We start from the raw sequence: 12692 nt of genomic DNA, 5'->3' as shown, positions 1-12692 counted from the left end.
TTTTAGAACTCCTTTGTTTCAAAATTAAGCGTATATTCAAATTTTTGTTTTTTCATATTATAGGTTATAGAATATATTACACCAGAATTTTCTAAAATCGGGTAATAAATAAAGCCCTGTAAATTTGTATTATTATTCAAAAAGACATTTTCAACTGTGCTATCTTCTAAAAAATTATATTGCATATAACTAAATCCTGCTGTAAGTTGTGGAATTCCACCTAATGATGGTATATTTAAAGTCATCTGGCCTGTTAATAAGCTATCTCTATTCTCGCTAAATAGTTTATTATAATTAATTAATATATTTAAATATGGAGAAATTGAAAAAACGGATTTTCCAACTATGCCAAAAGATGATTTGTTATTTAAATTCATATATATACCATTTGCAGAATTGTATTCATAATACGGATTAAGATATTCCATATTAAAACCATCTGACAAATAATTTATTCCAAGCATAAATTGAAAATAAGGAGGGAAGTTTATAATAGGCCCAGCAAGAAGACCATATACTATTGTTCCATCATTGGTTAAAACTACATCACCTTCTACTCCAAGCCTAAAAAATAGAATATCTTTATATATTGTTGTTAAATATGCCTGGTTAAATTCATTTTCCGGTTTTTCTTTATTAAGATTCATTATAGCAGTAACTTCTATGTTGAATATACTTAAATCTGCATCGAGATACGCAAAAAATACATTTGATGTTTGTTGATAATTAAACGGTATTAGTGATGTTATTTCATAAGGAACATGTCCTCCAATCTTAATATTTCCGAATCTAAGTTCAGTATCAATTACTCTGGAGTAAGGTATAGTATAATTATTCATAAAAAGCCCTAATCCTTTTGTATAAGACTGACTTATACCATATCTAATATAAAATGCAGGAAAATCAAATTTTAAATAATTAATAGATAAAGCGCTTAAAATATTCTCTGAAGGAGATGAATTTTCAGTTGGAAGACCATAATATAATGGGCTATCTATATCTTCTTGATAAGCATTAAAACCAATTCCTATTCCAAACGGACCAAAATCGAAATTTGGGGCAAAAGAATATACTAAATAACTATTAACTCCTTTTTGTTGTTTACCAAAAGAAATATTTCCTATATTCGCTTTAGTTGTCTGCTGATTTTCATCCTGCTTTGTTTTTTCTTCAGATTTTTTTTCTGGTTGTTGTTCTGAAGGCTGCTCTTCAGTTTTAGGTGAAAGATCTTTTTCATAATCTTCTAATGGTTTATCCAATTTTTGTATATCAGGTTTTGGCTGCTGGGGTGAGTAACTAAACATATTACCTGCAGTTACAGGAAATAATTGATTATTAACCATAGTGTATACAGTACCTTCAAATGTCCTGATTTTAGTATCGCCACTGATATTTTCAAAACCGAATTCTGTACCTCTAACTCCTGCAACTACAGAGCCAGAACCAACCAGATATTTTGACCCTGGAGCTAAAATTTCTTTAATCCTATTAATAGTAGCACCTTTTTTTAATTCATATTCAATATCTATATCTCCACTTTCTGAAACTCTTAAACGTTTTATATATAATTGTGTATCAGCAGCTACTTTAATTTCTATATTTAAATTAGGTTCTTTTAAATGCACAAAACCATTTTCTAATGTTAATAGTTCTGATTTTTCCTGGATTACAGTTTTTGTTGCAAGAGAATCCCAAACATCATTATTTGGTTTTTTATATAATACATTACCTTTCTTTTCTAAAATAACTAATTTCGTTTCTGGTATATCTATTTTTTCTTCAACAACTTTTAGTTTAAGCATTTTTTCAAAAGTTTTATCTTCATTAAAAAAAGTAATAGTTGTTTCTGCAGGAATCAATGGTGCTAAGAAAGTAAGATTTGCTTTTCCATCAACTAAATCAAATCCATCAAATAGTATAAATGGGTCATCAAAACCTCCACTAGTCACATCAACATACAAATGCGTTAATGTTGACTGATCCGTTGAAACTTCAATTAATACAGATTCTCCTGCATAAACAGTTGTATTTTCAACATTAATAACAACATTTCCAAAAAGTATAGATGTAAAAATCACAAAAAAGAAAATTACCCCTAATTTTTTAAACATAGTTTCACCTCCATATGGTTAAATAAGTAATTATAATACTAAGAGACAATGGTCCTAATTCAGATCTGGTAGTTATTTCATTCTTTTTAAATAATATTAAAATTGAAAACATTACAAACAAAAAAGAGAGTATTAAAAATAATATATTACTATAATACTTTATAAAAGGTAATGTAATTCTGAATATATAGCCTAAATAATCTCTTTTATATGGCATCGAAGAATTATCTATCATATAAAATAAAAGACTTATAAAATACGCATTAAATAATCCTATAGATAATATTTTTGTAAATTCAGGTTTAAGGAGAAATTCATTTTGATTATACATTATACTTACTAATATTAATGAAGAAAAATGCATTACTTGATCCAGTATATAATAGGTATGTGAATTGAAGGCCTTTTTTGCTCTATTTTTGAACTTTAAAGTATCAATTGATAAATGTATTCCTGTTAAAAAAAGTAATATAATAAAATTATATAAGTTTAAAGAAGAGGGTAAGAACAAAATAAACATTGAAATAAAAATTATAAAAATATGCAGAATCAGCACTTTAACTTTAGAATTTTTATAGCGAGCTATATAAGATGTTTGAAAGACATAATCTCCAATTAAATGGGATAATAAAAAATAAAAAAAGATATTTTCAATCACTGTCAACCACCTCTTTTAAAGCATTTACCAATTCAGGATTAAAAAATATATCGCTATAACTATCTATTAATTCTAAAACTTTTGTTTTTGGTAATTTATTTCTATACGGTCTATCTTCTAATAAAGAATAATAAGTATCCAGGAGTCCAATAATTTGAGCCAATAAAGGAATTTTATTTTTTTCGAGCCCCTCTGGATATCCTTCGCCATTCCATTTTTCATGATGATATAATACTATTTTTTTTACCTTATCTGGAATTGTTGGAATTTTTGATACCAATTCATATCCATATAAAACATGCTTTTTTATTAATTGATTTTCTTCTTTAGTTAATTCTTCTTTTTTTGTAAGTATATACTCTGGAATGCCAATTTTACCAATATCAAATATCATGCTTCCAAGTTTGAGATTTTGAATATCTTTTTTTTCTAAATTTAAATATTCTCCTATTTTTATTGCTGATTTTGCAATATTATGACAATGTTTTTCAGCTCCAGGAACACGTGTTTCAAGAATGCTTGTTAATACATTTAACGATTTATCAAGTATTATTTCAAATTTATTTTCCAAAAACGAATTTTCAATTGTTTTTTTTATATAATCATTTAATTTATATAATATTGTATAATCGTATAAATCAAATCCCATATTTTTTTTTAGAATAAAATGTCCAAAAATTTCACCCTCAAAAAAAATGGGAAAATACAACTTATCAATATTACAATATATAAATTTATTCTTTTCTAATTTAGAATGTTTAAAATCATTTGTTTGAAAAAAAGATGATGTTTCATATATATAAAAATCCATATTATCAAGATTTAATAAATTTTTTAAAGTTTTTTTAATATTTTCTATAGTCTTTTCAAAAGTTATATTGGGTTTTAATTGTGAAAGAATATCAAATATTTTATTATTTATATACTCTTTTTTTTCAATTTTACAGAAATTTCTAATCACGTTGTCAAAACTTAATAAATAATCCTCGTCAATATTATCAAAAAAAATTATCTCTACATTATTTTCTTTTTTATATTCCACTTTTATTATTTCTTTTTTTTGTTCTTTTGTATTAACAAACTTTTTATTATTTATGGATATATAATATTCTATATTATTTTTTCTCAAAAAATTTATGTTTTCCAAAATTAAGTTATAATCTTTATTCATCCTTATCTCCTTCCTTAATCTTATATAACTTTAATGGTAATTCTTTACCTTTTACTTTAAAATCACCAATATATTCGAACTTATATTTACTAGATCTTTTTACAATTTCTTCGGTAACAATAAGCCACTCATTTAATTCTCTTGTTAAATGTTCAATCCTGGAGGTAGTATTAACTGTATCCCCTATACATGTATAATCCATTCTGAAATCTGCACCAATATTTCCAATAATTACTTCGCCATAATGCATTCCTATTCCAGCATTCACTTCAAAATCAAATCCCATATTTTTTAGTTCTATATTTATATCTTTTAATTTTTTACGCATATCTAAAGCGCAGGATATTGCCCTATCTACTTCATCACCAAATTCTATTGGAGCTCCAAAAATTGCCATAATTAAATCCCCTATAAACTTATCAATAGTTCCATAATATTTATTTCTTATTATATCGGCCATTTGAGAGAGATAATAATTTAAAAAACGCACAACATCTTCTGGAGATAACTTTTCAGATTTTTCTGTGAAACCCACAATATCAGACATTATTAAAACAACGTTTTTTTTCTCGCCACCTAATTCTGTTTTACCTTGTTCAAGGAGTTTTTGAGCTACAAAATCAGGAACATATTTAAAAAAGAAAGATTTTATTTTCTTTTTTTCTTTTGATTCATTTAAAACTGATTGAACTGTATCTATTGTAGATATACTAAGGGTAGATAATAAAGGATAAAAAGTATCAATCCATATGTTATTTTTGAATAATATGTAAGAAACAAAAATATATGTTATAGGAATTAAAAAAGATATGAGTTTAATATATATTTTTTTGAAAGACGTAAATAATAAAGACAACAAGAGTATAAATACCAAAATAATAATTGTATAAAAAAAGTTTATTCTCGAGATTTTATCCTTGTTTATTAAATTTTGAACTGCTGTTGCATGCAAATAAACACCAGGTTCATTATTTGAAAAAGGTGTAATTCTTAAATCATATAACCCTTTAGCAGTTGCAGAATATCCTAATATTGCAATTTTACCTTTAAAATCATAATTGTCGTATTTGTTACTATAAACCAGATCATAAAAAGAGATGGTATCAAATATATTTTTTCCTTTTCCATAAAAATTCAACAAATAAGAACCATTTTTATCAGTTTTAATATTTTCATTTCCAATTTGAATTTGGTAATTTTTAGGATCAAAAATAAAGTTAGTAATATTATAATTTTTATAAAATGCATACAACATAATATCCATATGTGGAAATAACCCGGTACTATATCCTTTTTCTGCCGCCCACTCTTCTTTAAATATGAGTGGCAAACTTCTGGCTACACCATCAGGATCAAGCTGTCCAATTTCATATGTTGAAGCTGGCACAAGAGAAGAAAATTCGGGAATTGGCGGAATTATTTTATATGCAGTTAAAGGATAAAATAATGGTAAATATTCAGGGTTTTTAAGTTTAAATGAATATTTTAGGTAATATTTATTTTTTTCCAATTCTTTGCGAAACTCAGGATTATATTCATCAAAATTCTTTTTTTCAACAGTTAAATATGTTCCCAATACAACTTTATTGTATTTCCTTAATATAGCAGATAATAATACATCGTCTTTTGATTTCCCATTACTCATTATATTACTTTCCGAAGGTGTTGTAAACGAAACATCAAAACCTACTGCTTTAATTCCAAGCTTGAATAATTTGGCAACCATTCTGGCATAATGTTCTCTATTCCACGGCCACTCATCATTAAATTTAGTAGACATATTTATTAAAGAGTTTTCATCTATTGCAATAATAATCACATCAGTTTTAATTTGATTTTCTCCACGAATTCTATATCTTAAATCTAATGTTTTTAACTCAAAAATTTCAATCCATGGATTGTTTAATAAGTAAGTTATTATATAAATTGATAAAAATAATATAAATAGCATATGGGTTATTTTTAATCTATATTTAAACATTTTCATACTATCACCTAATATAATTATAACATATTATTTGTTTTTTTATATAACAATAATAACAAAAACCCCAGGAATTTTCCTGAGGTTCTTTATGACCCTATTAAATAAAAGATTGTAATTATTTTATTTATATCAAAAAACTTTTTTAAATTTTAAATTTACTGGAAAATTTCATCATTTCCTTTGTCATGCTTTCCAAATCCTCAATCAAGTTATCAAAGTTCTCCAACTTATATTTTTGTGTATTCATCATTTTTGCAATGTTTTCTACTTTTTCAGTTACTTGTTGAATTGAAACGGAAATAGCCTCTATTGCTTTTGTTATTTCCGAAGTTGAAATTTTCTGCTGTTCTGATATATTAGAGGTATATTCAACCATTTCTCCAATAGTATCAATTTCAGAAAGTATAATCTCCATCTGTTTTCCTATTTCTTTTATTGATTCTACTATTTGATTAACGTTATTTGTTATATTAGAACTTTCTTTCAAGGCATCACTGGCATCCTCTACAAGCGAATTTAAATTTTCTGTAATATTAGCAGCTGATCTACTTGACTCGTCAGCAAGCTTTCTTATTTCATCGGCAACTACAGCAAACCCTTTTCCTGCTTCTCCAGCCCTTGCTGCTTCTATTGCAGCATTCAACGCTAATAAATTTGTTTGTTTTGATATTTCGGTTATTTGATCTACTATTGCTTCAATGGCTTTAGTTTTTTCAAATAATTTAGAAATCATAGAATTGCTTTTTTCAACTAATTTTTCTATATTAGATACATCATTTATCATACTTTGAATATTTGATTTTCCTGAAGATGCATTAGTTGAAATTTCTTTTGTTTTTAAATTTAAATCATTTGCTGATTTAGATAACAAATCGGCTCCTGAAGTAATTTCTTCAATATTAGCGGTAGTTTCTTCAGCCGACGATGCAACAACTTCTAAATTTTCTTTAATTTCCTCAAATGATTCAAATGTTTTATTTGTAATATCTATTAATTCTTCTGAAGTTAGATTTAATTTTTCTTCTACATTATTCAATGTATTCGAATATTTATTAAACGAAATCGATATATTTTTAATAGTGTCTTTTAATAAATTAAAAATATTTGCTATTAACCCTATTTCATCTTTTCTTTTTATAGAAATATTTTTTGTCAAATCACCTTTAGATACCAATAATGCATTATTTTCTATTACTTTTATTGGTTTTGTTAAGCTATTAGAAAATGCTATTGCAATAATCACAGCAATTATTAATGTAATAGCAATTATAATAATTAATGCATTTCTCAAATTATTTATTGGCATATACGCTATATGTTTATCCTCTTCCAATATTATTTTCAATTTCTCATTATTTAAAGAAAGTTCAGAAGATATTCCCAATACATCATTGTTTTCAAAATTTGAATATTCCATAATATTATTTAAAATTGATGGTATTTCTTCTATTTTTTTTCCGGATTTTACACTTTTCAATTTTGTAATCAAGATATTTTTTGAGTTTAAAACATATATATTTGTAAAGTCTTTTTTGTTTATATTATCAAATATTGTTTTTCCTATCTTTTGAAAATCAATTGCTATTATTATATATCCATACCTTGAATACCTATATACAAAAGGTGTTCCTATAAATAATATGGGTTTATTATTTTTAAATTTATATATTTCAATACTGGAAAATTCGATATTAATCTTGTCATCTTCTTGCTTTTTAAGTTTATCATACAATTTACCTAAAGATGTATTTTTTAATTCTGAATTTTCAATATTTTCAGTGAATTCTTCTCCTTTATTTAAGGTGTAAATAATATCACCTTTGTTATTTATTAAATACACATCTTCTAAATTTTGAGATAAAGCATAACTTACAAGATTAGGATGATACTTTCTGTGTAATAAATCATAATCTGAAATTGCAAATTCATCATCTCCATATTTTTCTAAATTTTCATCATCAATCTTATATAATTTATATCTTTCTTCAGGAGAATTAGGATTTTTCTCCACATATACTTCTTTTAAATTTTTTATATTCTGAAAATCTTTAAAATACGAATTCATAGATTTTAACATTAATGGTATATATTGAAAATGTGCGATATTTTCCAAATCTCCTTTATAATTATCAAGAATCAAAGATAATTCAAAAGTTTTGGAATCCATAATATTCGAAAAATTTGATACAATCTCGTGTTCAAGAGCTTTTTTTGAACTATTTAGTGAAAAATATCCTAAAACAAAAAAAGGAACAAATAATGTTAAAATAAAAATAGTGAGTAATTTACTTTTCAATTTCATTAAACCACCCTTTCTTTATATTTATTAAAAAATTATATCATACATTTTTGTTTTTTCAAACACATATTTATACAGAATGGCCATCTTAAATGTGCTTTTTCGTAGCAGATGTTTTTGCAATCTATGAATTTTTGCTTTTTATGTATTGTACAACAAAAATACTATGTATGTATAATTATTCAAAAATACTTTTATTTATGGTATAATATAAACAAAAGTATAAGGAGGGATAATTATGTCTGTTGAATTGAAAGCTGTAAGTTTTGAAATTGATGATGAAAAATTTGCCATTGACATTAATCATGTTGATACAGTTATTGAATATCAAAAAACTACAAAAGTACCTGAAGCATCTGATTTTATTGAAGGAATTGTTAATTTTAGAGATGGTGTCTTACCTATAATAAATTTAAGATTGAAATTCAATTATCCTCAATTTCAAGACAAATATAAAGCTAAAGTTTTAGTTGTAAAAACAGGAGAAAAAAAATTCGGCTTGATGGTTGACGAAGTAAAAGAGGTTATGAATATAAAGCAGGAACAGATTGAAGAAACGCCATCAGTAGGAGGAACAAAAGCCGATTATATAAGCGGTATTATTAAAACTGAAGAGGATATGATTTTCTTAATAGATGTTGAAAAAATATTATCAACAGAAGAAAAAATTGAATTAGATAAGGTTATTAAATCATAATATTATGGGAGTCTGACAGCAAAAATATCAGGCTCCCCATTTTTATAATATAATGAAAATAATACGATATTATTATATGCATAAGGGTAAAATGCATCATCATAAATATCTGATGTTAAACAAAATTCTTTCTTATTTTTTATATCATATAATGATATTTTATAATAACCTTTTTCTAATTTAGAATATACTATATAATTTTTATAAACATATGGATCAACTTCATTTTGATCTGAAAATATCAAAGGTATAATTTTATTTTTTTCAAGCATATATATATTATTTTGTCCATTTGTTGGATTTATCATCTGAAATATTATTTTGTTTTTAAATACTACTGGTCTAAACTTAAATGTATCTTTTAATGAAGTAATCTTTTCAATATTGTCTTCTATTATATTATATTTATAAATTTCTGTCCAACTTTTCCCATTTCTCTCTTCTGCCGAAAAATATATATTCCCTTTATGATAATACGGAGTATATGCATTATAAGAATCGTCAGATATCCTCTTTATACTTTCTAATTCAGGATTATAAATTAAAACGTCCCATTTTCCATACAGCGAACTCTGAAATACAAAAGAACCATCTTCTGTTATATTTGGAAAATACTCAGAAGAAAAATTTAAAGGAATACTTATATATTTATTTTCCATAAAATCGTATCCCCATATATTTCTATTACCTATATATCTATCAGAAATAAAAATTATTTTGTTTCCATCTGGTGACATTGATGGATATTCATCCACACCATCCCAGTAAGTTAATTGTAAAAAATTCCATTGCTTACTGTAAAAAAATCGATTAAAAGATATTTTTTCAAGTACTTTAATAGTAAATTTTTTCACCCATTCTTCATTATCCTTTATTTTCTCAGACAAATCCAAAACAGTTCCATCAAATGAAGCCAAAATTCGAACATTGTTTTTAGAAGCATCTTCTGAAAACACTATCTTTAAATTATAATCTTCATTCTTATCTTCTTTATATACATTATATGAATACGAAAGCTTAGACTCAAATTCATCGACAATCTCGTTCATAATCCATGAATTTGAGTTTTGAATTAATAATATATTTTCTTTTTTTATTTTTATTTGAGAAAAATTGATAATAATTATGGATAAAAACAAGAATAATAGTATTTTTTTCATTTTAACTCAACAACTTTTTTACTATTGAATTAACCCTATTTCCATCAACTTTTCCTTTTAATTTTTTCATAGCCAATCCCATTATTTGCCCGAATTTTGCATTTTCTCCAATTTCATTAATAATATCTTTTACTATATTCTCAATTTCTTCATCTGACATTTCAGGTGGAAGATATTGTTGCAAAATTTCTAATTCATATTTCTCTTCTTCAACTAAATCATTTCTACCTGCATTGCTATATTGTTCAATAGAGTCTCTTCTCATTTTTATTTGTTTTCTTATTATTGTTAAAATTTCTTCTTCGTTTAACTCTCTTTGTTTTTCAACTTCAGCTTTTTTTATTTCTGTTTTAAGTATTTTTATAGCGTTTAAAGCTTTAGAATTTTTTTCTTTCATGAATTTTTTTATATCATTATTTAATTTGTTAATTAATTCCATACCTTCACACTCCTTTCAATTTTCATATATTATACCATATATAATTTAAAGTTCAATAAAAATATTTGAAATTTAGAGGGTTATTTTATGAAAAACTGTATATATATTTATAGGGTGTCCAATTAGTAAAGTAAGCGAAAACTCGAAAATTGCCTGAAAAAATAGCATATGAAGCCGGACAATTTTGCACGGATGCAAAATTGAGTGAAGCCGAACATGGATGTGAGTCTGATACGACCGGCGAAAATATGCTATTTTTGAAGATTAGCAATTAAGGTTTGAGCGGCTTTACTTTTTGGACAACGTATATATATTTATTTAATATCAACAGAAATAAATTAGCATATTTTTAATATTGACAAAAATAAAAAAAAATGTTATAATCATCGAGAGAAAATGACCAATAGTCAGGAGAATTGTATGACACGAAAAAAATATAATGAGGATAAAATTCTTGAGAAGAAAAGAATTATAATGCAAACTGCTAAAGAGATTTTTTATAATAAAGGTTATGAAAATACAACTATGAATGAAATTGCCAGAAATTCAAAAATGGCAAAAGGTACGTTGTATTTATATTTCTCCAGTAAAAAAGATTTGTTTTTTTCCTTAGTATATGAAGGGCTTTTAATATTAGAAGATTTAATAAAAAATAAAATAAATGCTGTAAATACAGGATTGGATAAAATTTTAAATATGGGGCGTGCATATATTCAGTTTTATAGAGAATATCCTGATTACTATAGTTTTGTTATCAAGTATGAGTCTGAAAAGGCTATTCTGGACCCTTCCGAAATAATTATAATAAATACTTATGAAAAAAGCGAAGAGATTTATGATATTTTAAAATTATTGATTCTAAAAGGTATTGATGATGGTTCTATAAGAAAAGATATTGATGTAAACAAATTATCTATGTTATTGTGGTTACAGACTGTCGGTATTGTTCAACAGTTCAATTTAAGAAAAAAGTTATATGAAAATTGGGATGAAGATTTTCCAGCCGAAGAAATACTGGATTATTACGTAATGTTTATTGAAAAAAGTTTAAAAAATGATGAATAATATTTTTTATTTTATCTTTTAATGACCATGAGTCATTTTAAATGAGCGAGGTGATATTATTATAAGAAAGTTGAAAATAGGAAATATTATACCTAAATATCCAATTGTTCAAGGAGGAATGGCTGTTGGAATATCGCTTGATGGATTAGCTTCTGCAGTTGCAAATGCTGGAGGAATTGGAGTTATAGGTACTGCTGGAATAGGCTTTTTTTCTAATATAAAAAACTATAAAGAAGCGAGTATAGAAAGTCTTAGAAATTATATTAGAAGTGCTAAGAAAAAAACAAAAGGCATTATTGGGGTTAATATAATGGTTGCACTTACTAATTATTCTGATATGGTTAAAACTGCTATCGATGAAGGTATTGATATCATTTTTTCTGGTGCGGGACTACCTTTAAATTTGCCATCTTTTTTGAATAATAGTAAGACTAAATTAGTTCCTATTATATCTTCTTTAAAAGCAGCTCAAATAATAGTAAAAAAGTGGATGTCTAGATATAACTATTTGCCTGATGCTTTTGTCTTAGAAGGTCCATTAGCAGGTGGTCATCTTGGCTATAAAAAAGAAAAAATATTTTCGAAAGATTCCAAACTTGAAAGAAATATCCCTATTATTAAAGACTATTTATTAACTATAGAACAAAAGTTTGGAAAACATATTCCTTTAATAGCAGGAGGTGGTTTATTTTCAAAAAGTGATGTTAATAGAGTGTTAGATTTAGGAGCTGATGGTATTCAAATGGGTACAAGATTTATAGCAACAGAAGAGTGTGACGCTGATATTAAATTCAAAGAAACTATAATAAATGCAAAATCTAATGATATCGCTATTATTGAAAGCCCTGTTGGATTGCCTGGCAGAGCTATTAGAAATGAGTTTATTGAATCTGTTGAAAAAGGAGAAAGGAAACCTTATGAGTGCAGATATCATTGTATAAAAACATGTGATTTTAAAAATGCTCCTTATTGTATTGCAAAAGCTTTGTATAATGCAGCTATAGGAAATATCAATGATGGATTTGTTTTTAGTGGAGGTTCCGTTTCGAAAATCAATAAAATGCAAAAGGTTAAAGATATTATAGAAGAATTATTTGAAAATTAA

The 12692-nt window shown here is 25.5% G+C and carries 10 protein-coding genes; 3 read left to right on the top strand and 7 right to left on the bottom strand.

Annotation, left to right across the window (positions count from 1 at the left end):
- Positions 1-2: 2 nt before the first annotated feature.
- From X274_RS00625 to X274_RS00605, 5 genes are all read right to left on the bottom strand, one after another.
- A complete protein-coding gene (locus tag X274_RS00625; RefSeq protein WP_047264851.1) occupies positions 3-2111 on the bottom strand; it encodes a hypothetical protein in 2109 nt (702 codons plus the stop codon).
- Between the two features lie 4 nt (positions 2112-2115).
- Entirely contained in the window at positions 2116-2769 is a 654-nt protein-coding gene (locus X274_RS00620; RefSeq protein WP_047264850.1) for a DUF3307 domain-containing protein, read from the bottom strand.
- A complete protein-coding gene (locus tag X274_RS00615; RefSeq protein ID WP_047264849.1) occupies positions 2762-3940 on the bottom strand; it encodes an HD-GYP domain-containing protein in 1179 nt (392 codons plus the stop codon). The genes X274_RS00620 and X274_RS00615 overlap by 8 nt, the downstream gene beginning before the upstream one ends.
- Positions 3933-5927 (bottom strand): CHASE2 domain-containing protein, encoded by a 1995-nt coding sequence (locus X274_RS00610; protein ID WP_231580359.1) that lies wholly within the window; start codon positions 5925-5927, stop codon positions 3933-3935. The genes X274_RS00615 and X274_RS00610 overlap by 8 nt, the downstream gene beginning before the upstream one ends.
- 142 nt (positions 5928-6069) lie before the next feature.
- On the bottom strand, positions 6070-8229 hold the full coding sequence (locus X274_RS00605) for a methyl-accepting chemotaxis protein (protein WP_047264848.1): 2160 nt from the start codon (positions 8227-8229) through the stop codon (positions 6070-6072).
- 235 nt (positions 8230-8464) lie between these two features.
- On the opposite strand from X274_RS00605, the gene X274_RS00600 reads away from it, so the two are divergent.
- Positions 8465-8923 (top strand): chemotaxis protein CheW, encoded by a 459-nt coding sequence (locus X274_RS00600; RefSeq protein WP_047264847.1) that lies wholly within the window; start codon positions 8465-8467, stop codon positions 8921-8923.
- A 2-nt stretch (positions 8924-8925) separates the two neighbouring features.
- Here X274_RS00600 and X274_RS00595 read toward each other — a convergent pair whose 3' ends face one another.
- Both X274_RS00595 and X274_RS00590 read right to left on the bottom strand, forming a co-directional pair.
- The gene (locus tag X274_RS00595) at positions 8926-10083 is read right to left on the bottom strand and encodes a TolB family protein (protein WP_047264846.1); all 1158 of its coding nucleotides are present in this window, start codon (positions 10081-10083) and stop codon (positions 8926-8928) included.
- Between the two features lies 1 nt (position 10084).
- Positions 10085-10522 carry a GatB/YqeY domain-containing protein gene (locus X274_RS00590; RefSeq protein ID WP_047264845.1) on the bottom strand — a complete coding sequence of 146 codons (438 nt, stop codon included), beginning with the start codon at positions 10520-10522 and terminating at the stop codon, positions 10085-10087.
- Positions 10523-10942: 420 nt separating this feature from the next.
- On the opposite strand from X274_RS00590, the gene X274_RS00585 reads away from it, so the two are divergent.
- Entirely contained in the window at positions 10943-11587 is a 645-nt protein-coding gene (locus X274_RS00585) for a TetR/AcrR family transcriptional regulator (RefSeq protein ID WP_047264844.1), read from the top strand.
- A gap of 70 nt (positions 11588-11657) precedes the next feature.
- The gene (locus tag X274_RS00580; protein ID WP_231580358.1) at positions 11658-12692 is read left to right on the top strand and encodes an NAD(P)H-dependent flavin oxidoreductase; all 1035 of its coding nucleotides are present in this window, start codon (positions 11658-11660) and stop codon (positions 12690-12692) included.

This window comes from Marinitoga sp. 1155 (genome assembly GCF_001021175.1).
Taxonomy (GTDB): domain Bacteria; phylum Thermotogota; class Thermotogae; order Petrotogales; family Petrotogaceae; genus Marinitoga.
This window is presented reverse-complemented; position numbering and strand designations above follow the sequence as displayed.